Genomic DNA, 20,186 nt, shown 5'->3' on the forward strand with positions numbered 1-20,186 from the left:
TGGCCGTATGGGACAGACGAAGTCACGATTTCGCCAGTTCACCGACGAGCAGTGGGAGCGGATAGAGCCCCTGCTGCCCTCCAATGAAGGGCGGCAGGGGCATCCGTTTCGCGACAATCGCAAAGTCGTCGAGGGGATCATCTACCGCTACCGAGCAGGTATTCCCTGGCGGGACCTACCCCGCGAGGAGTTCGGTGCGTGGCAGACCGTGTGGAAGCGTCACGCCCGCTACGCCCGGGACGGGACCTGGGATCGCATCCTGCACGTGATCCTGGCCGATGCCGACGCGGCCGGAAAGATCGACTGGAACGTCTCGGTCGACGCCACCATCTGCCGCGCTCATCAGCACAGCACAAATACGACGCGCCCTGAGCAGGACACAGGGGGCAGGGTCGAATCACAAGAACCGGCCCTTCCGGGACTGTGAACCCGCAGGTCACGGCATCGGCCGCTCGCGAGGAGGGCTGACCACCAAGATTCACAGTGCTGTCGATGGCCGCGGCCGACCGCTGGCGAACGTGATCACCGGTGGGCAACGAAACGACGGCGCGATGCTGGCCGAAGTCCTGGCCGATATCCACGTCCCCCGCCACTGCAAGGGCCGACCCCGCACCCGCCCCGACGCGGTGATCGCAGACAAGGCCTACTCGTCCGGCACGATCCGCCGCCAGCTCCGCAGTCGCGGTATCGCCGCTGTCATCCCGGAGAAAAGCGACACCATCGCCGCTCGCGAACGCCGCGGCAGCCGCGGTGGCCGACCCCCGAAACTCGACGCTGACCTCTACAGAGGCCGAAATGTCGTCGAGCGATCCTTCGCTCTGGCCAAGCAAGGGCGAGCGCTGGCCACCCGCTACGACAAACTCGCGATCACCTACCGCGCCGCCGTCACCCTCTGCGCAATTCTCACCTGGCTACGCCGATTGGGAGACACGCCCTAGCTGCAGGCGGCGATCACCAGCTCTTTCACGCGAGCCGGGTCAGCTTGTCCGCGGGTGGACTTCATGACCGCGCCGACGATCGCGCCGGCGGCCTGCACCTTGCCGGAGCGGATCTTGTCCGCGATATCCGGCTGAGCGGCGAGCGCATCGTCGACGGCCTTCTGGAGCGCGGAGTCGTCGCGGACCACCTCGAGGCCCCTGTCCGCCACGATGTTATCGGGCTCGCCTTCTCCGTCGAGGACCGCGTCGACGACCTGCCGGCCCAGCTTGTTGGTGAGCTTGCCCTCCGCGACCAGCTCGATGACCCGCGCCAACTGCGCCGGAGTGATGGCGAGGGCGTCCAGCTCGAGGCCCCGCTTGTTGGCCTGCTGCGTCAGGTAGGACACCCACCAGGACCGGGCCTCGGCGGGCGGCGCGCCGGCATCGACGGTGGCGAGGATGAGGTCCAGTGCGCCGGCGTTGACGAGATCGCGCATCTCCTCGTCCGATACGCCCCAGTCCGCCTGCACGCGCGCCCGACGCACCCACGGCAGCTCCGGCAGCGTCGCTCGGATCGACTCGATGAGCTCCTCCGTCGGCTCGACGGGTGCCAGGTCCGGCTCGGGGAAATAGCGGTAGTCCTCGGCCGACTCCTTCGGGCGACCGGCGGTCGTCGTTCCGTCCGATTCGTGGAAGTGCCGGGTCTCCAGGACGACCTCTCCGCCGGACTCGAGTACGTCCGCCTGGCGGCACATCTCGTGGCGCACCGCGATCTCGACGCTGCGCAGGGAGTTGACGTTCTTGGTCTCGGTGCGGGTACCGAACTCGGTGGCGCCCCTGGGCATCAGGGAGACGTTCGCGTCGCAGCGCATCGACCCCTGATCCATCCGGACGTCGGACACGTCGAGACTCCTGAGGAGATCACGCAGCGCCGACACGTAGGCACGGGCGATCTCGGGGGCCCGCTCCCCGGCCCCGACGATCGGCTTGGAGACGATCTCGATCAGCGGGACGCCGGCGCGATTGAAGTCCAGCAGCGAGTGCGTGGCGCCGTGGATGCGGCCGGTCGCAGAGCCCACGTGCGTGGACTTCCCGGTGTCTTCCTCCATGTGGGCGCGCTCGATGTCCACGCGCCAGGTGGAGCCGTCCTCGAGCTGGACGTCGAGGTAGCCGTCATGCGCGATCGGCTCGTCGTACTGGGAGATCTGGTAGTTCTTCGGCTGATCCGGGTAGAAGTAGTTCTTCCGCGCGAACCGGCTGTACGGCGCTATCGAGCAGTTCAGCGCCAGTCCGATCTTGATGGCCCACTCCACCGCCTGCCTGTTGGCGACCGGCAACGCGCCCGGCAGGCCGATGCACACCGGACACACCTGCGTGTTGGGCTCGGCCCCGAACGCGGTCGGACACCCGCAGAACATCTTGGTGTTGGTGTGCAGCTCGACGTGCACCTCCATACCCATGACGGGATCGAAACGTGACACGACCTCGGTGAACTCCATGCGGAACAATCTAGCCGAAGAGGCAGGCGGCCTCGCGGTAGCGGTCCTCCGGAACGGTCTTGAGCACCGACACGGCCTCCTCGACCGGCACCATCGCGATTGACTCCCCGCGCAACGCCACGATCTGACCGAAATCCCGGCGGTGAACGGCATGCGCTGCGTGCACCCCGAACCGGGTGGCAAGGTTGCGGTCGTACGCGGTCGGCGTGCCGCCCCGCTGGATATGGCCCAGCACAGTCGTGCGGACGTCGCGGTTCATGCGCTCACGGATCGCCGTCGCCATCTGCTCCGCGACACCGGTGAAGACCTCGTGCCCGAACTGGTCGGTGCCACCCTCGCGCAGGGTCATCCCGGAGCCCTCGACGGGTGTCGCGCCCTCGGCGACCACGCAGATGCCGTAGGCCTCGCCCATCTGGAAGCGACGCTTCATCACCTTGCACACGTAGTCGATGTCGAACGGGACCTCGGGGATCACGATCATGTGCGCCCCCGAGGCGAGCCCGGCGTGCAGGGCGATCCAGCCGGCGTGACGGCCCATCACCTCCACCAGCATCACCCGCTCGTGGGACTCCGCGGTCGTGTGCAGACGGTCGATGGCGTCCGAGGCGATCGACACGGCCGTATCGAAGCCGAAGGTGTAGTCGGTGCCGCCGACGTCGTTGTCGATGGTCTTGGGCACGCCCACCACCGGGATGCCGTTCTCGGTGAGCCACCGGGCGGCCTTCAGCGTCCCGTCGCCGCCGATCGCCACCAGGGCGTCCAGGGCGTGCCGCTCGAGCGTCCGACGGATCTCCGGGAGGCTGGCCATCAGGACGTCCGGGTTGAGTCGGCCGGTCCCGAGGATCGTGCCACCGCGGAGCAGGATGCGGTCGATGCCCTCGTCGTCGAACAGTGGGACCGCACGGTCCTCCACCAGGCCGGACCACCCGTCCTGGAAGCCCAGGACCGGCGAGTCGTACTCGGAGTTGGCGGTGCGGACCAGGGCGCGGATCACCGCGTTGAGGCCCGGGCAGTCGCCGCCGGCGGTGAGGACACCTATACGCACGTCGAGCTCCTCTCGGTTCCCCCGCAGTCTAGGGGCGCGCGGCCTCCCGCCGCGCGGGTCACCTCGCCCGGCGGGTCACCTCGCCGGGCTCGTCGACGGCTCCGCGTGCGACCGATCGCCCGTTTTGAACGCCATCGTGGCCAGGCCGCCGAGCAGGACGACCACCGCGGGGAGGAACATCGAATCCGCGACCGCCTGACCGATGTCCCCGTGCGCGACCTGGCGGGCCTGCATGAGCGCGCCGATCGCGGCGGACCCCAGCACGGCGCCGACCTGGCGAGTGGTGTTGTACACGCCGGACCCGGCGCCCGCGGAGGCCAGCTCGAGGCGGCGCATCGCGGTGGAGGACGTCGGCGCCCACACACACCCGTTTGCCACCCCCATGAGGGCGATGGGGCCGAGAAGGACGAGCACCGGCGTCTGCGAGTCCATCACCAGCGCCAGCCAGAACAGGGAGATCGCGAAGGAGAAGTAGCCGACGCCCGTGAAGATCCGCGGGTCGAGGCGGTCGGCCCACCGACCCACGACCGGCGCGAGGACACCGGCGACCAGTGCCATCGGCAGCAGCATGAGCCCGGCCCGTGTCGGGGTCAGCTCCTTGACGCCCTGAAGGTAGAACATGAGCGGCACCATGGTGCCCGCGGTGACGAAGCCGATCGTCGACACGCCGAAGGTGCCGATCGAGAAGTTGCGATCGCGGAACAACCGTAGAGGCACCAGTGGTTCGGTACGCACGCGCGACTGCCACCACACGAACAGCGCGAGCGCCACGACCCCGGCCACGATCAGCGCCGCGGTCGTACCGCCCCAGCCGTGTGACTCGCCCTGCTGGATGCCGAACACGAGCAGGAACATGCCGATCGCCGACAGCACGATCCCGGGCACGTCATAGGAGCGCGTTCGAGTCTCCAGCACCGGTACCCACAGCCACACCAACACCACGGCGAGCACGCCGAACGGGATGTTGACGAAGAAGATCCACCGCCAGTCGAAGGCGTCGATCAGCACGCCGCCGAACACGGGACCGACCACCGACGCGATACCCGCCACCGCGCCCCACGTTCCCATGGCCGCGCCCCGACGCTCGGGCGCGAAGACGCGCGTGATCACGCTCAACGACTGCGGCGTCAGGAGCGCGGCCCCGACACCCTGGAACACGCGGGCAACGATGAGCATCTCGACGTTCGGGGCCAGGCCGCACCACAGCGAGGCGCCGGTGAAGACGACCAGTCCGGCGATCGCGACCGTGCGCGGCCCGATCTGGTCCCCGAGCCGCCCCGTGAACAGCAGCGGGACCACGTACGCCAGCAGGTAGGCGCTCGTCACCCAGATCACCTGGTTGGTGCTGGCACCGAGCTGGGTGACGAACGCGTCGGTGGCCACGGCGACGATCGTCTGGTCCACCAGGATCATGAAGAACCCGATGACCAGGGCCGCGAGGGCCTTCCAGGCGTCCCGCTCGGGGACCGTGGTCACCCGATCGCGCCTCTCGCGGCCTCGTACGCCGCGCCCACCCGGTAGAGGCGGTCGTCGGCGAGCGCCGGCGCCATGATCTGCAGGCCGGCGGGCAGCCCGTCGACCAGGCCGGAGGGCACGGACATGCCACAGTGCCCTGCGAGGTTGAGCGGCAGCGTGCACAGGTCGAACTGGTACATCGCGACCGGGTCCTCGACCTTGTCGCCCAGCGGGAACGCGGTCGTCGGCGTGGTGGGCGAGACGAGGACGTCCACCTTCTCGTAGGCGGCGTCGAAGTCGCGCGCGATGAGCGTGCGTACCTTCTGCGCCTGGCCGTAGAAGGCGTCGTAGTAGCCGGCCGACAGGGCGTAGGTGCCCAGCATGATGCGACGCTTGACCTCGGGCCCGAAGCCGGCCTCGCGACTGGCGGCCATGACCTGGTCGGCCGACCCGTCACCGGTCCGCAGTCCGTAGCGCATGGCGTCGAACCGTGCCAGGTTGCTGGAGACCTCGGACGGGAGGATGAGGTAGTAGGCGGGCAGCGCGTACCGGAAATTGGGGCACGAGACCTCGACGATCTCGGCACCCAGCTCGCTCAGGGTCTCCACGGCGGCGCGGAACGACTCCTCGACGCCGGGCTGGTAGCCCTCGCCGGAGAACTCCGTGACCACGCCGACCCGCAGGCCCGTCAGGTCACCCTTCGCGCCCTCACGGGCGGCGGCGACGACGTCCGGGACCGCCACATCGAGGCTTGTCGAGTCGCGCGGGTCGTGCCCTGCGATGACCTGGTGCAGCAGCGCGGTGTCCTCGACGGTGCGGCCACACGGCCCACCCTGGTCGAGCGAGGAGGCGCAGGCGACGAGACCGTATCGAGAGACGGTCCCGTACGTGGGCTTCACGCCGACCGTCGCGGTGAGCGCGGCGGGCTGTCGGATCGATCCACCGGTGTCGGTGCCGATGGCGAGCGGGGCCTGGTGGGACGCGAGCGCCGCGGCCGAACCGCCGCCCGAGCCGCCCGGTGTACGGCTGGGGTCCCAGGGGTTGCGGGTGGGCCCGTATGCGGAGTTCTCGGTGGACGACCCCATGGCGAACTCGTCCATGTTGGTTTTACCGAGAATCGGGATACCCGCCTCCCGCAGCCGGCCCGTCACGGTGGCGTCGTACGGCGAGCGGTACCCCTCGAGCATGCGGGAGCCGCACGTCGTGGGCGCGTCGGTGGTGGTGAAGACGTCCTTGAGGGCGATGGGCACGCCGGCCAGCGGCCCGAGCACCTCACCGGCGGCCAGGCGGGAGTCGACGTCCCGGGCCGCCGCGAGGGCCTCGTCGGCACCTACGTGCAGGAAGGCGTTGATCTCGCCGTCGACCTCGTCGATCCGGTCCAGATGCGAGCGGGTGACCTCCTCCGAGGACACCTCTCGCGCGGCGATCCGGCCCGCCAGCTCGGCGGCGGTGGCGGTGGTGAGCTCGGTCATGCGTCCTCTCCCAGGATCTGCGGGACCTCGAAGCGTTGCTCGTGGGCGGCGGGGGCCTGGTCGAGGGCCTGCTCGGGGGTCAGTCCCGGGGTGACCACGTCGTCCCGGTACACGTTGCTGATCGCGGTGGGGTGGCTCATCGCCGGGACGTCGTCCGCAGCGACCTCGGAGACGGCCTGCACGTGGTCGAGGATGTCGGTGAGCTGCTGTGCGAACGAATCCAGCTCGGAGTCGCTCAGTTCCAGGCGGGAGAGCCTGGCCAGATGCGCGACGTCCCCGCGTGAGATCGAGGTCACGTGCCTGCCCCTTTCCGTGGCGTGGTCGGTACCGGCCCAGCCTAGTCAGGCCGCGGGGGTGCGGCACAATGGGCGTCATGTCTTATCTTCTCCGCGTCATGTTGCCCGACCGACCGGGCAGCCTCGGCTCCCTCGCGGTGGCCCTGGGAACCGTTGACGCGGACATCGTCAGCCTCGACGTCGTGGACCGTTTCGACGGCGTCGCGGTCGACGACATCGTCGTGGACGTCCCCCACGGCACCTTCCCGGACACACTCATCACGGCGGCCGAGCGGCTCGACGGCGTGGTCGTGGACTCCCTGCGTCCGTTCGGCGGGATCCTCGACGCCCATCGCGAGCTCGAGCTGATCGACGCGGTCGCCGGGGCGGGCAGCGGGGCCGCGCAGATGCTCGCCGACGAGCTCCCCGCCGCGCTGCGCGTCGGCTGGGCCCTCGTGCTGGAGGTGACCGGCGACGCGACGTGTCGACTGGTGGCGCGCGGGGAGTCCGCGCCGATGTGGGACGGGGGCGAGGTCCCCGTCGTGTGCGGACTGGCTCGCGTCACCGCTCTGTCTGACGACGACGAGGTCCCGGCCGAATGGACGGCGATGGACACCGCGTTGGCGGCCGCGCCCCTGAACGCCGGGCACGTCCTGGTGGTCGGTCGGCCCGGCGGCCCCTCGTTCCGGCCGTCGGAGATCGCCCGTCTCGGTTACCTCACGGGGATTCTGCGCTCGCTGCACGCCGGCTGAGGCGCGCCGTCACCGGTCGAAGTCTGCCACGTCCGGTTCCGCGGTCCCGGCCGGGGCGGGCCCGCTCTCCATGAGCTCGACGAAGCCCGCCTCGTCGAGGATGGTAAGACCCAGCTCCTCGGCCTTCGCCGCCTTCGAGCCCGGGTTGTCGCCCACAACCACGTAGTCGGTCTTCTTGGACACCGAACCCGAGGCCTTGCCGCCGCGGGCGATGATGGCCTCCTTGATGCCGTCGCGGGTGAAGCCCTCGAGGGAGCCCGTGGCGACGATCGTCAGCCCCTCGAGCGTGCGCGGGATCGACTCGTCCCGCTCGTCGGCCATCGAGACGCCGGCCGCCGCCCACCGGTCGACGATCTCGCGATGCCAGTCGACGCCGAACCACTCGACCACCGACGCGGCGATCGTCTGGCCCACGCCGTCGGTCTCGGCCAGCTCCTCCTCGGACGCGGCGCGGATCGCCTCCATCGTCCCGAACCTGGTGGCGAGGGCCCGCGCGGCCGTGGGACCGACATGACGGATCGACAGGGCGACCAGGACCCGCCACAGCGGCCGGTCCTTCGCGGTGGCGAGGTTGGCCAGCAGCTTGCGTCCGTTCTCGGTGAGCACGGTGCGCTCGGGCTCGGCCCCCTCCTCGATCTGCTTCCGGGTGGCCTTGTCGATACGGGTATAGAGGTGCGTGCGGAGGAGATCGGCCTCGGTGAGATCGAAGAGCCCGGCCTCGTTCTCGAGCACCCCACTGGCGAGGAGGTCGGACGCGCCCTCGTATCCGAGTGCCTCGATGTCCAGCGCGTTACGGGAGGCGAGGTAGAACAGCCGCTCGCGCAACTGGGCGGGACACGACCGCTGATTGGGGCAGCGCCAGTCGGCGTCGCCCTCGCGGGCGGGGGCCAGGACGGTGTCGCACTCCGGGCAGCGCTCGGGGAAGACGAACTCGCGCTCGGTCCCGTCGCGTCGCTCGACCACGGGACCGAGGACCTCGGGGATCACGTCGCCCGCCTTGCGGATCACCACGGTGTCGCCGATGAGCACACCCTTGCGGATGACCTCGGTCTGGTTGTGCAGCGTCGCGAGCGAGACCGTCGACCCCGCGACGAGAACCGGCTCCATGTAGGCGAACGGGGTCACGCGCCCGGTCCGGCCGACGGAGACCCGGATGTCGAGCAGCTCGGTCATGACCTCCTCGGGCGGGTACTTGTAGGCGATCGCCCACCGCGGGGCCCGGGAGGTCTGGCCGAGGCGACGCTGGACGGCGCGGTCGTCGATCTTCACCACGAGACCGTCGATCTCGTGTTCGGGGTCGCTGCGGTGCTCTCCCCAGTACCGCATCCGCTCTACCACCTCCTCGACGCCGGTGGCGGGCGCGGTGTGCGGGGAGACCGGAAGGCCCCAGTCCGCGAGCGCGAGGTAGACGTCGTGGAGACTCTCGAACGTCGCACCCTCCACCGCCCCGAGCCCGTGGCAGTACATGCCGAGTCGACGTTGTGCGGTGATTGCGGGGTTCTTCTGCCGCAGCGACCCGGCGGCGCTGTTGCGGGGGTTGGCGAACGGTGCCTTGCCCTCTGCGACGAGCCGGGCGTTGAGCTCGGCGAAGTCGTCGAGGCGGAAGAAGACCTCCCCGCGGACCTCCAGCAGCGAGGGCACCGGCCTGTCCTCGGTCGGGGTGAGGGTCACCGGGATGTCCTCGATCGTGCGGGCGTTGAGGGTGACGTCCTCGCCGGTACGCCCGTCGCCACGGGTGGCCGCACTGACCAGCTTGCCGTCGCGGTAGACCAGATTCAGGGCCACACCGTCGATCTTCACCTCGCACAGGAACGGCAGCCGGTCCTCGGGCACGCCCGCCTGCTCGACCGCGGAGGCGACCCAGTCGCGCAGCTCCTCCTCGGAGAAGACGTTGTCGAGACTGGTCATCCGCTCCAGGTGCTCGACCGGGGCGAAGTCCGTGGAGAACCCGCCGCCGACCAACTGCGTGGGCGAGTCGGCGGTACGCAGTGCCGGGTACTTCTCCTCGAGCGCCTGCAGTTCTCCGTACAGACGGTCGAACTCGGCGTCGGAGACGATCGGCGCGTCCTTGACGTAGTAGCGGAACTGATGGTCGCGGACGGTCTCCGCGAGCTCGGTCCACTCCTGCCGGATCTCCGGCGGGACGTCCCCGGTGCCGGCGGGCTCGGTGTTCTCCTCGGGTTGGCTCACACAGACAGGTTATGGTGCACGCGGCCGCGACGCCTCCGCGGTGTCGGAGCGCTGGCCTACGGTGAGCCCATGAACAACGACATCACGCTCCCCGCCACCATCGACCGGAACCGCCTGCTGGCCTTCGACCTCGAGACGACCGGCCCCGACCCGCGCACGGCCCACGTCGTGACCTCGGCCCTGATCGAGATCGACGGGCCACGCAAGAGGGAACGGAACTGGCTGGCCGATCCCGGTATCGAAATCCCCGAGGGGGCGACCGCGGTGCACGGCATCACCACCGCCCACGCGAGGGAACACGGTCGGCCTCACGCAGAGGTCATCGCGGAGACCGTGGAGGTCATTAGGCAGGGATGGCGCGATGGGCGCACGCTCGTGGTGTTCAACGCGTGCTACGACCTGACGATCCTGCGCCGGTGGCACCCGACCTTCGAGGTGGCCGGCCCGGTGATCGATCCCTATGTCGTCGACCGGGCCGTCGACCCCTTCCGCAAGGGCAAGCGCACGTTGGAGGCACTGTGCGGTCAGCACGGGGTCCGCCTCGACGCCGCGCACGAGGCGGTCGCGGACGCTCTCGCGGCCGCACGCCTGGCGTGGAAGATGCTGGGGACGCAGCAGGAGTTGTCCGGCTGTGACTGGCGCGAGTCCAACGCCCAGCAGGCCCGGTGGCACGAGGCCCGCCAGCGGGACTTCGCCGCCTACCTCGAGCGCTGCGGGAAGGACGCGTCCGACGTCAACACCCAGTGGCCGATGGCGGCGGTATAACCCCGGCCGGTCACTCGGCCATGCGGGACGCGGTCTCCGCGACGAGTCTGGCTCCGCGGAGCGCCGCGGCGGCCCCTGGGGCGGAGACGGTCTCGTCTGCCGTCGGCGTGAGGACGATCGAGGGAAGGCCCGAATGGGGCGGCGCCCCGAGTCGGTCGAGAAGCGCCAACACCTCCGCCGCGGGCCGTTCGGCCTCGGCGGAGGTCAGCGGCGGCCCGCCGGCACCGGGCAGGCCCTCCAACTGGAGGGTACGGCCGTCCCCCAGCAGGGTGCCGGCGGCGTCGAGGGCGGCGTGTGACCGCGCGGAGAACAGTGGTGAGGCGGGCACGCACGCGCCGTCGAGAGGCGTCTCGCCCCGGGGCGGCTCGGTGATCACGGACCAGACCGGAGGAGCGCCCGGATCCGATGTCGCCGGGACGCGGACCATGACCTCGGCTGCGCCTGCGTGGCGGAGGGCGTCCCCGAAGCGGCACAGCGACAGGGCGAGCTGGTCCGCGGGGACGGCCGCGATCGGGTCGAGCCGGCTGGGCGACTGCACGGTCCCGGCGACCACCCTCCAGAGCAGTGGCTCGTCGAGCAGGACCCGGGCGCCCGCACGCAGTCGGCTCGCGAGCCGCGCGGCGAAGCCTCCCGCGCCCTCGCCGAGGGAGGCCGCCAGGTCGCGTCGGGCACCGCGGTCGGACAGGACCGGCATCCCGCCGGGCAGTTCCACCTGCGCCGCGAGCGACCACGGGCCCACGATCCGTAGCTGGAGCCGACGACGATCGGGCTCGGGCACCTCCTCGGGGTCCCTCGCCAGCTCGTCGGCCTCCTCGAGGGCGTCGCCGTCACGGTCGAGATGGTCTGCCGCCCGCCGGGCGAGGCGGCCCGGCGAATCGGCGAGCCGCCACCCGCGCGGGGTGACGTCCGTGGGCAGATCCGCGAGCATCGCGAGGGTGCGGCCGATCGCGTCCGCGCCCGGACCACGGTCCGGCAGCTCCGGCAGGAACGGCAGGGCATGACACTCCCCCATCACGACGCGGGCAGCCTCGCGAGGATCGGTGCCGGGCATCGGGCCGGGACCGGTGCTGGACGGAGCGGGGCCCACCTCCGGCGTCACACCGTCTCCGTCGCCGGGCGGGAGGCGGAGATGGTGCCGCTGCCCAGGACGCGGTCGCCATCGGGCTCGGAGCGGTACAGGACCGCGGCCTGCCCGGGCGCGACCCCGCGGACCGGCTCGTCCAGGGTGATCTCGAGCGTGGCGTTCGCCCCGCCCCCTACGCGCCGGACGTGCGCCGGGGCGGCCTCGCCGTGCGCGCGGATCTGCACGTGGCAGTCGGTCTCGCGGATCTCGTCGTCGACCAGCCAGTACGGCGAGGTGGCCGTCATGGCGACCGACAGCAGGTGATCGGCGCCGCCGACGGTCACCGTGCCGCTGTCGGCGTCGATCGCGGTGACGTACCGGGGGCGGCCGTCGGCCGCGGGCCCCTGCACACCGAGCCCCTTGCGCTGGCCGATGGTGAACCCGTGGATCCCGTCGTGGCGGCCGAGCTCGTCACCGGTGTCGGCGTCGACGACCGCGCCGGGACGCACCCCGATCCGGGCCCCGAGGAACGCACGCGTGTCGCCGGACGGGATGAAGCAGATGTCGTGACTGTCCGGCTTGGAGGCCACCGGCAGACCCGCCGCCTCCGCCTCGGCGCGGACCTGCGACTTGAGCGAGTCCCCCAGCGGGAACATCGAGTGAGCGAGCTGCTCGGGGGTGAGCACGCCGAGGACGTAGGACTGGTCCTTGGCCGCGTCGACCGCCCGCCGCAGGACGGGCCGGCGGGAACCGTCGGGGAGCTCCTCGGTCGACAGCCGCGCGTAGTGCCCGGTCGCGACGGCGTCGAACCCGAGCGCCATGCCGCGCTCGAGCAGCGCCTCGAACTTGATGCGCTCGTTGCAGCGCAGGCACGGGTTGGGCGTCTCCCCGCGGGCGTAGGACTCGACGAAGTCGTCGATGACGTCGGCCCGGAACCGCTCGGCGAAGTCCCAGACGTAGAAGGGGATCCCCAGCAGGTCCGCGACGCGGCGGGCGTCTCCGGCGTCCTCGCGCGAGCAGCAGCCCCGGGATCCGGTCCGCAGGGTCGCCGGATCGGTGCTGAGGGCCAGGTGCACGCCCACGACCTCGTGGCCGGCGGCCACGGCACGGGCGGCGGCCACGGCGGAGTCCACTCCCCCGCTCATCGCGGCGAGCACTCTCATGATGCGCTCATCCCGGCGCGGGCCATGCCGAGACCCGCGACGCGGGCGCGGTCGGCGGCGGGGCCCAGGGCGGCTATCGCGGCGTCGATGTCGTCCTCGGTGGTCGTGTACCCCAGGCTGAGCCGCAGGCTACTCCGGGCCGAGGCGTCGTCGGCACCGAGCGCGAGGAGGACGTGACTGGGCTCGGCGACCCCGGCGGTGCACGCGGAGCCGGTCGAGCACTCGATGCCGGCGGCGTCCAGCAGGAGGATGAGCGACTCCCCGGAGCATCCGGGGAAGGTGATGTTGGCGATCCCCGGGAGGCGCTCGCCGCCCCCGTTGGCGATCGCACCCGGGACCGCCGCGAGCACGCCGTCGACGAGACGGTCCCGCAGCGCGGTCAACCGCCGAGTCTCGGCCTCCATCTCGCGGACGGCCTCCTCGAGCGCCACGGCCATGGCGACGACGCCGGGTACGTCCACCGACCCGGAGCGCAGGTCGCGCTCCTGCCCGCCGCCGAAGCCGATCGGCAGGCACTCGGCGCCGCGGTCGAGGATCAGCGCGCCCACACCGAGCGGGCCTCCGAACTTGTGGGCGGACAGGCTCAGCGAGGTGACGCCGAGGGCGGCGAAGTCCACCGGCACGTGCCCCACGGCCTGGACGGCGTCGGTGTGGACCGCGGCGCCGACCGCGCGGGCGTGGCCGGCCACCGCCGCGACGTCGCCGAGGGTGCCGATCTCGTTGTTGGCGAGCATCGTCGCGACCAGGGCGAGGCGGTGGCCGGCCTCCTCGGCGAGCTCGCGAACGGTGTCCGGGTCGACGGCGCCGCGCTCGTCGACGGGCAGGAGCCGGACCTCCTTGTCCCCCCCGCGCCCGGTCGCCAAATGGGCGGCGGCGTCGAGCACGGAGTGGTGCTCGGTGGCGCCGACGGCGACGAGGTCGCCGTCGTGCGCGGCCGCCTGGCCGAGGATCGCGAGATTGTCGGACTCGGTGCCGCCGGAGGTGAACACCACCTCCGAGGGTCGACACCCGAGGTGGTGGGCGAGCGACTCGCGGGCCTCCTCGACGCGTCGCCGCGCTCGGCGACCGGAACCGTGGAGGGAGGAGGCGTTGCCGACCACCGAGGCCGCCTCGGCGTAGGCGGCGACGGCCGCCGGACGCATCGGGGTGGTCGCGGCGTGGTCCAGATAGTGCACGGGGCGCAAGGTGGGCATATCGCAGGCAAGGATACGCCCGGATGCGCCGGACCCCGGCACCGCAGGGGTGCCGGGGTCCGGGACGCGTCCGTCAGACACGGTGTACGGGGCTCACTTGCGGGCGTTGATGGCCTCGGTGAGCTGCGGGGCGACTGTGAACAGGTCGCCGACGATGCCGTAGTCCGCGATCTCGAAGATCGGGGCCTCCTCGTCCTTGTTCACCGCGACGATCGTCTTGGAGGTCTGCATTCCGGCGCGGTGCTGGATGGCGCCGGAGATCCCCAGGGCGATGTACAGCTGCGGCGACACGGTCTTGCCGGTCTGGCCGACCTGGAACTGGCCCGGGTAGTAGCCCGAGTCGACGGCGGCACGGGAGGCGCCGACCGCACCCTTGAGGGAGTCGGCGAGCGGCTCGACGACCTCCTCGAACTTCTCCGCCGAGCCGACACCGCGGCCACCGGAGACGACGACGGTCGCCTCGGTGAGCTCGGGGCGGTCGCCACCGACGATCGGGTTGCGAGAGATGACCCTGGCCGCGTTCTCGGGCTCGGGGACCTGGACCTCGACGACCTCGCCCGCGCCCGCGGCCGGGGACGCCTCGACGGAGCCCGGACGGACCGTGTAGATCGGGGTGTCGCCGGAGACGGTGGCCTCGACCGTGTAGGCGCCACCGAAGATCGAGTGGACTGCGGAGCCGTCCTCGCGGATCTCGATGACGTCGGTGAGGACGCCCGAGCCGGTGCGGGCCGCGAGACGACCCGCGACCTCCTTGCCCTCGAACGTGGCGGCCAGGACGATCGCGGCGGCGCCCTGCTCGGCGAGGCCGGCCAGGACGTCGACCTTGGGGGTGACGAGGTAGTTCTGCACCGCGTCGCCCTCGGCGACGTAGATCTTCTCCGCGCCGGCCTCCTTGAGGGCATCGGTGAGCGCGGCGGCGGTGCCGGTCTCGCCGAACACGACGGCGGACGGCTCGCCGAGCGCGCGGGCGGCGGTCAGCAGCTCGTTGGTGACCTTCTTGAGTTCGCCGTCGACGTGCTCGACCGCGACGAGGACTTCAGCCATGGTGGGTTCTCCTTGAAAAAGACTGTGATGAGTCGGTCGGGGTGAGCTCGCGTCAGATGAGCTTCTGCGCCACGAGGTACTTGGCGATGTCGTTGCCGCCCTCGCCCTCGTCGACGACCTTCTCACCGGCCGCACGCGGCGGCTTGGGCGCGGAGGAGGTCACGGTCGACGCGGCGTTGTCCTTGCCGACCTGGCCGGCCTCGACATTCGCGTCGGCCAGGGTGAGGGCCTCGACCGGCTTCTTCTTGGCGGCCATGATGCCCTTGAAGGACGGGAACCGCGGCTCGTTGATCTTCTCCGCCACGGACACGACGCACGGCAGCGAGGCCTCGACCTCGAAGATGCCCTCGTCGGTCTCACGCTCGCCCCTGGCGACGCCGTCGGCGATCTCCAGGGTCCGCATGTGGGTGAGCTGGGGCAGACCCAGGTACTCGGCGAGGATGGCCGGGACCGCGCCCATGCGACCGTCGGTGGCCTCGTTCCCGGCGATGACCAGCTCGGTGCCCTCGATGGTGCCCAGGACGTTGGCCAGGGCCCACGCCGTCTGGACGACGTCGGATCCGTGGAGGCCCTCGTCGTTGAGGTGCACGGCCTTGTCGGCTCCCATCGACAGGGCCTTGCGGATGGCCTCGGTGGCGCGATCCGGGCCGGCGCACAGGACGGTGACCTCGCCGCCGTTGGCCTCCTTGATCTGGAGCGCCTGCTCGACGGCCTTCTCGTTGATCTCGTCCAGGACCGCGTCCGCGGCCTCGCGGTCCAGGGTGTAGTCCCCGTCCGAGAGCTTGCGCTCGGAATAGGTGTCGGGAACCTGCTTGATCAGTACGACGATGTTCGTCATGGGCCTGCGTCGACCTCCTGCGAGTCGGGGCGGGGTGCGCCCCCGTCATGACCGGGCGCACCGGATTGTGATCCTGCCTGACACAATAACGCCACCGGCGTCACGGGGGCGGGGCCGGGTTCGCCCGGTCAGTTGATCCGCTTCTCCCAGCCCGCCCACGCGGCGTCGCGCAGTTCGTTCTTGCGCACCTTGCCCGTCGACGTCCGGGGCAGCGCCTCGGTGAGCTCGACCGCGCCCGGCACCTTGTAGCGGGCGATCTTCGTGCGGCAGTGCTCGATCACGCCGGCCTCGTCGAGCTCCGACCCGGGCCGGACCACGACGTACGCCTTGGGCCGCTCTCCCCACTTCTCGTCGGGCATGGAGACGACCGCGCAGTCCACGACGTCGGGGTGCGAGACGATCGCCTGCTCGACCTCGATGGTGGAGATGTTCTCGCCGCCGGAGACCACCACGTCCTTCGCGCGATCGAGTAGCTGCACGTACCCGTCGGGGTGCATCACGCCGAGGTCTCCGGAGTGGAACCACCCACCCGCGAACGCGGCGGCGGTGGCCTCGGGGTCGTTGAAGTAGCCCTTCATGACACCGTTGCCGGTCATGACGACCTCGCCCATCGTCACGCCGTCGGCGGGGACGTCGTTCAGGCGGGTCTCCCCCGGCGAGGTGCGCTCGACCACGCGCACGGTGTCGGCGTGGATCATCGCGACGCCCTGGCGGGACTTGAGGCCGGCACGCTCGTCGGGGTCGAGGTCGGCCCAGCCGGGTTGCGGGGTGCACACGGTGAAGGGGCCGTAGGTCTCGGTGAGGCCGTACACCTGGGTGACGTCGATCCCGAGATCCTCGAAGCGGCGCAGGATCGTCGGCGAGGGCGGGGCCCCCGCGGTGATCATGCGGATCCCCTCGATCGGCCGGGCGGCCGGGTCGTCCGCGATGGTGCTCAACACGGCGGGGGCACCGGCGAGGCGGTTGATCCCCTCGTCGTCGAACAGTCTCCAGATGTCCTCCCCGCGGACGGCGCGCAGACACACGTGGGTGCCCCGCGCCCCGGTCAGGGCCCAGGTGGTGCACCAACCGTTGCAGTGGAACATCGGCAGGGTCCACAGGTACCGCGAATCGGCGTCGAGGCCCTGCGTGATGATCTCGCCGAGCGCGTTGAGGTAGGCACCGCGGTGGGTGTACATGACGCCCTTCGGGCGGCCGGTCGTGCCGGAGGTGTAGTTGACGGCGATGACGGAGTCCTCGTCGGCGACGGTCCACGGCACGGGCTGCGGCGAGGCGTTCGCGAGCCCCTCCTCCAGCGCCTCGGCGCGGGGGCCGAAGCGGGTGACATCGGGTTGGGTGCCGTCGGCGTCGGGGGCCACCAGGACGAGCCGCAGCGCGTCGGGGACCTCGTCGCCCAGGCCGGCGAGCAGGTCGGCGTCGGCGATGAGCACCTCGATGCCGGCGTGGTCGACGATGTAGGCGATCTCGGCCGGGGCCAGACGGGTGTTGAGTGCGACCACGGCTCCGCCGGCCAGCGGGACGGCGAACTGGGCGAGCAGGGCCTCCGCGGAGTTGGGGGCGAGGACGCCGACGCGGTCGCCGCGCGCGACGCCGCGCATCTTCAGCAGCGAGGCCAGTCTGGTGGCCCGGTCGGCGAACTCGGCGTAGGTCTGGCGCCGCGGGCCGTCGACCACCGCGGTCGCGTCGGGTGAGACGCGCGCGGCCTTCTCCAGGAAGCTCAGCGGGGTCAGCGCGGTGTCGAGTCCGGAGTTCGCTGTCATCGGGGTGTCCGCCTTCCGTCGGGCCGGGGCCGGGGCTGGTGCCCTCGCGGGCAGGGTGAGTGTCGTCACGGTATCGGCGGAGCGCGCTCCGCGAGTGGCGGTTCCCCCGGGCGTACCCCTGGGTCGCCGGGCGCTCGGACTACGCTTACGCCCTGATCACTCTTTCGACGGGGGGACCTGTGGCACCGGCATCGTTACCGCGCACCGTGCGGTCCCTGGTCGTGGCCGGGCTCGCCCTGGGCGTGGCCTCGGGCTGCGCGTCGGACACGCCGAGCGGGGGCGCGCGCCTCGGCCAGGCCGCGAGCTGGTCGTCGGTGGCCGGTGGCCCGCCGAACTCGTCGCGGGCGCACGCCGGGGTGTCGGACTCCCCCGAGCTGCTCTGGTCGCGCACGCTGGGCGCCCCGGCGATCGGAGTGGCGTCCTCCGACGGGATCGGCACGTCGTTCCAGGCGACGGTCTCCGAGCGCGGCTGCAACCTCTTCGCCCTGACCGCCGACGACGGCCGCAAGCGGTGGTGCTCGCGGATGCCGACGGACGGCCCGCGCATCACGGCGACGGTCGACGGGCGCGGGTCACTGTTCGTCCCGGCGTACGGCGGGGTCGCGGCGGTGGCCGCCGAGGGCGAGAACCGGTGGTTCGCCGCCACCCGCGGCGTGCCGACCACCGTGACGTTGATGGACAACCGCCACCTGCTGCTCGTCTCCCACCTCGGGGTCGCGCGTGTAGTCAACGCCCACACGGGTCTGGACGTCACCCCCGAGCTGCGTCTCACCGGTGACGTCGTGACGGACGATCCGGCCTACGGTCTGCCGTGGTGCGCCACCGGCGCGCGGGGGTGTCCGGTGCCGGCGACGGCGGCCGTGGACACCGACGCGGCCACGGCGTACCTCACCGCGTGGACGCCGGGCGCGGCGGAGCCGGAGCTGGTCGCAGTGCGGTTGGTCGGTGACGACGCGCCCGCCCTGGAGGTCCTGTGGCGCGTCCCTCTGACCGAGGGCCGGCTGGGCGTGCCGGTGGTCCTGTCGGGTGACCGGGACGAGGTCTACGTGCACGCCGCGGACGGCGCCCTCGCCGCGTACCGGGCGGCCGACGGCGCCGAACTGTGGTCGGTGCCGGTCGGGTACCGCCCGGACGCCTCGCCGGCGTTGCTGCCCGACGGCACCCTCGTCACCGCGGGCCGCACGACGACCGTGTGGAGGGGTCCCGACGACGAGCACGACGACGACGCGGGCCCGGCGCCCGTGGTGGCCGTCCGCCCGGTCGACGGGACCGGCCGCGAGGTCTGGCGCCGGGACGATCTGCAGCAGCTCACCAACCCTGCCGCGACCCCGGACGGGCAGGTGATCGTGGCCGTGCGCGCGGGCGGTGGCGGCGGCGAGCCCGGCATCGCCGTACACGTGCTCGACGGCGGCGACGGGCGGACCGTCCACCGGCTCGAGGTGCCCGCGGCGTCGGGTCCCGTGTCGGGGCTCAGCGTCGATTCGGACGGTCGGATCGCGTTGACGACCGCGATGGGCGCGGTCTACATGTTCGGCTGATCCCCGGTGGCCCGGGTCCGGGGCCCGCACACGAACACCACGGCCGACGTGCCGATGCGGGTGACCACCAGCGCGAGCGGCCGCGACCCCGACAGCGACAGCGAGCGACGCAGCACGTCCGGGTCGGTGTCGACGCCGCGCACGAGGATCTCCAGCGACCCGCAGTCCCGCGCGCGCAGGGCGAGACGCAGCTGCTTGCGGTCCAGCCGACACCGCTCGAGCACCTCGAACCCGCTGTGGCCCGGAGGGATCCGCGGGCCGGTCAGGTGCGCGATCCGCGGGTCGAGCTGACGGAGCCCGTGTCTGCGGGCCCAGTGCCGCACGAGCCCCGCCCGGACGACCGCCCCGTCCGGGTCCACGATGAACCGCTCGGGTTCGGGGTGGGCGGCGACCTCGTCGTCGTCGCCGTCGGTCACCTCCTCCACGTGCACGGCGACACCGTCCGCGGTCAGGCGCGCCGGTCCCCACGGGCCCGGCGCCCCGGCGGCGGCGGTGCGCACGACCGTCGCGCGTCTCCGTACGCCCCCGGCCAGGCCCGACGACCACAGGCAGGCCTCGCGTACCGAGCCGTCGAGGGAGACCAGCTCGACCTCGCCCTCGTGGCCGAGGGCGGAGGTGTCGAGTCCGGGCGCGCACTTGATAACGTGGTCGCGGTCCGTGGCCACGGCGAGGAGGTCCGGCAGCGGTGGGCTGAGCTGCGCCGGGTCGTGGATGCGGCGTCCCCCGGCGCGGCGGGCGGGATCGGCCACCAGCACGGCGTCGCGGCTCGGCGGCGCGAGCGCGTCCGCCACACACACCAGCGCCCCGGGGACGTTGTGGGCGGCCATCCGCGCGCGCACCGGGTCGAGGTCCGAGCCGATCACGCGGCCGGCCGTGCGGACGAGCTCGGTGAGCTCGGCGCCGACCGAGCACGTCACGTCGTGGACGTCCCGGCCCGCCAGGCGTTCGGCGCGGAGGGCGGCGACGGGCCAGGCCGTGGCCTGCTGCACCGCCTCGTCGGTGAGAAGCATCGCCCCCGCCCCGCGGATCCGGCCGTGCGCGCGGGCACGGGCGGTGACGACGTCTATCGCCGCGGCCGCGTGCTCGGCGTCCGCGCGGCGCACGGTCGCCGTCGAGGACACGACGTGGGCCCGCGACCAGTCGAGCCCGGCGGCGAGCTCGATCAGGTCGCGGCCGGCGTCGGTGCGCAGGAAGTCGAGGTCCTCGGGGGTCACCGC

General features: G+C 71.9%; 17 protein-coding genes. 4 read left to right on the forward strand and 13 right to left on the reverse strand.

Annotation, left to right across the window (positions count from 1 at the left end):
• Positions 1–7 precede the first annotated feature (7 nt).
• A protein-coding gene (locus C3V38_RS15350; protein ID WP_371412128.1) for an IS5 family transposase occupies positions 8–938 on the forward strand; the annotation gives its coding sequence in 2 pieces (ribosomal slippage) (positions 8–400 and positions 402–938; 930 coding nt in all).
• Here C3V38_RS15350 and gatB read toward each other — a convergent pair.
• From gatB to gatC, 5 genes are all read right to left on the reverse strand, one after another.
• Entirely contained in the window at positions 935–2,416 is a 1,482-nt protein-coding gene (gene gatB / locus C3V38_RS15355; RefSeq protein ID WP_106386527.1) for an Asp-tRNA(Asn)/Glu-tRNA(Gln) amidotransferase subunit GatB, read from the reverse strand. The two genes, C3V38_RS15350 and gatB, sit on opposite strands and share 4 nt — an antisense overlap.
• Positions 2,417–2,426: 10 nt before the next feature.
• Positions 2,427–3,461: an ATP-dependent 6-phosphofructokinase gene (locus C3V38_RS15360; protein ID WP_106386231.1), complete on the reverse strand. Its 1,035-nt coding sequence runs from the start codon at positions 3,459–3,461 to the stop codon at positions 2,427–2,429.
• A gap of 75 nt (positions 3,462–3,536) precedes the next feature.
• Positions 3,537–4,937, reverse strand: coding sequence for a DHA2 family efflux MFS transporter permease subunit (locus tag C3V38_RS15365; RefSeq protein WP_106386232.1), 1,401 nt, complete (start codon positions 4,935–4,937; stop codon positions 3,537–3,539).
• Entirely contained in the window at positions 4,934–6,388 is a 1,455-nt protein-coding gene (gatA, locus tag C3V38_RS15370; RefSeq protein ID WP_106386233.1) for an Asp-tRNA(Asn)/Glu-tRNA(Gln) amidotransferase subunit GatA, read from the reverse strand. Before gatA ends, C3V38_RS15365 begins: the two co-directional genes overlap by 4 nt.
• Positions 6,385–6,684, reverse strand: a complete 300-nt coding sequence (gene gatC / locus C3V38_RS15375; RefSeq protein WP_106386234.1) for an Asp-tRNA(Asn)/Glu-tRNA(Gln) amidotransferase subunit GatC — start codon at positions 6,682–6,684, stop codon at positions 6,385–6,387. The genes gatA and gatC overlap by 4 nt, the downstream gene beginning before the upstream one ends.
• A 77-nt stretch (positions 6,685–6,761) precedes the next feature.
• On the opposite strand from gatC, the gene C3V38_RS15380 reads away from it, so the two are divergent.
• Positions 6,762–7,415, forward strand: coding sequence for an amino acid-binding protein (locus C3V38_RS15380; RefSeq protein WP_106386528.1), 654 nt, complete (start codon positions 6,762–6,764; stop codon positions 7,413–7,415).
• A 9-nt stretch (positions 7,416–7,424) separates the two neighbouring features.
• Here C3V38_RS15380 and ligA read toward each other — a convergent pair whose 3' ends face one another.
• Complete coding sequence (ligA, locus tag C3V38_RS15385; protein WP_106386235.1) at positions 7,425–9,605, reverse strand: NAD-dependent DNA ligase LigA; 2,181 nt, start codon at positions 9,603–9,605, stop codon at positions 7,425–7,427.
• Between the two features lie 69 nt (positions 9,606–9,674).
• Between ligA and C3V38_RS15390 the strand changes: the two genes are divergently transcribed.
• A complete protein-coding gene (locus C3V38_RS15390; RefSeq protein ID WP_106386236.1) occupies positions 9,675–10,370 on the forward strand; it encodes an exonuclease domain-containing protein in 696 nt (231 codons plus the stop codon).
• A gap of 10 nt (positions 10,371–10,380) precedes the next feature.
• Here C3V38_RS15390 and C3V38_RS15395 read toward each other — a convergent pair whose 3' ends face one another.
• The 6 genes from C3V38_RS15395 to C3V38_RS15420 form a co-directional block, all read right to left on the reverse strand.
• Entirely contained in the window at positions 10,381–11,469 is a 1,089-nt protein-coding gene (locus tag C3V38_RS15395) for a cobalamin-independent methionine synthase (RefSeq protein ID WP_254426017.1), read from the reverse strand.
• On the reverse strand, positions 11,466–12,596 hold the full coding sequence (mnmA, locus tag C3V38_RS15400) for a tRNA 2-thiouridine(34) synthase MnmA (RefSeq protein ID WP_106386237.1): 1,131 nt from the start codon (positions 12,594–12,596) through the stop codon (positions 11,466–11,468). Before mnmA ends, C3V38_RS15395 begins: the two co-directional genes overlap by 4 nt.
• On the reverse strand, positions 12,593–13,789 hold the full coding sequence (locus C3V38_RS15405; RefSeq protein WP_106386238.1) for a cysteine desulfurase family protein: 1,197 nt from the start codon (positions 13,787–13,789) through the stop codon (positions 12,593–12,595). The genes mnmA and C3V38_RS15405 overlap by 4 nt, the downstream gene beginning before the upstream one ends.
• A gap of 93 nt (positions 13,790–13,882) precedes the next feature.
• Positions 13,883–14,833 (reverse strand): electron transfer flavoprotein subunit alpha/FixB family protein, encoded by a 951-nt coding sequence (locus C3V38_RS15410; protein ID WP_106386239.1) that lies wholly within the window; start codon positions 14,831–14,833, stop codon positions 13,883–13,885.
• Between the two features lie 52 nt (positions 14,834–14,885).
• Positions 14,886–15,671 (reverse strand): electron transfer flavoprotein subunit beta/FixA family protein, encoded by a 786-nt coding sequence (locus tag C3V38_RS15415; protein WP_106386240.1) that lies wholly within the window; start codon positions 15,669–15,671, stop codon positions 14,886–14,888.
• 128 nt (positions 15,672–15,799) lie between these two features.
• On the reverse strand, positions 15,800–17,431 hold the full coding sequence (locus tag C3V38_RS15420; protein ID WP_106386241.1) for an AMP-binding protein: 1,632 nt from the start codon (positions 17,429–17,431) through the stop codon (positions 15,800–15,802).
• Between the two features lie 206 nt (positions 17,432–17,637).
• Here C3V38_RS15420 and C3V38_RS15425 point away from each other — a divergent pair, with 206 nt between their 5' ends.
• A complete protein-coding gene (locus C3V38_RS15425) occupies positions 17,638–18,969 on the forward strand; it encodes a PQQ-binding-like beta-propeller repeat protein (RefSeq protein ID WP_106386242.1) in 1,332 nt (443 codons plus the stop codon).
• Here the strand turns inward: C3V38_RS15425 and C3V38_RS15430 are convergent.
• Complete coding sequence (locus C3V38_RS15430) at positions 18,954–20,183, reverse strand: SAM-dependent methyltransferase (RefSeq protein WP_106386243.1); 1,230 nt, start codon at positions 20,181–20,183, stop codon at positions 18,954–18,956. The genes C3V38_RS15425 and C3V38_RS15430 overlap by 16 nt on opposite strands.
• Between the last annotated feature and the right edge of the window lie 3 nt (positions 20,184–20,186).

The sequence above is a fragment of the Dietzia sp. oral taxon 368 genome, from assembly GCF_002999155.1.
GTDB lineage: Bacteria > Actinomycetota > Actinomycetes > Mycobacteriales > Mycobacteriaceae > Dietzia > Dietzia cinnamea.

Coding starts and splice junctions, on each gene's coding strand:
- gatB (WP_106386527.1), bottom strand. CDS start 2,416: ATGGAGTTCACCGAGGTCGTGTCACGTTTCGATCCCGTCATGGGTATG.
- gatA (WP_106386233.1), bottom strand. CDS start 6,388: ATGACCGAGCTCACCACCGCCACCGCCGCCGAGCTGGCGGGCCGGATC.
- C3V38_RS15380 (WP_106386528.1), top strand. CDS start 6,762: ATGTCTTATCTTCTCCGCGTCATGTTGCCCGACCGACCGGGCAGCCTC.
- C3V38_RS15390 (WP_106386236.1), top strand. CDS start 9,675: ATGAACAACGACATCACGCTCCCCGCCACCATCGACCGGAACCGCCTG.
- mnmA (WP_106386237.1), bottom strand. CDS start 12,596: ATGAGAGTGCTCGCCGCGATGAGCGGGGGAGTGGACTCCGCCGTGGCC.
- C3V38_RS15405 (WP_106386238.1), bottom strand. CDS start 13,789: ATGCCCACCTTGCGCCCCGTGCACTATCTGGACCACGCCGCGACCACC.
- C3V38_RS15410 (WP_106386239.1), bottom strand. CDS start 14,833: ATGGCTGAAGTCCTCGTCGCGGTCGAGCACGTCGACGGCGAACTCAAG.
- C3V38_RS15415 (WP_106386240.1), bottom strand. CDS start 15,671: ATGACGAACATCGTCGTACTGATCAAGCAGGTTCCCGACACCTATTCC.
- C3V38_RS15420 (WP_106386241.1), bottom strand. CDS start 17,431: ATGACAGCGAACTCCGGACTCGACACCGCGCTGACCCCGCTGAGCTTC.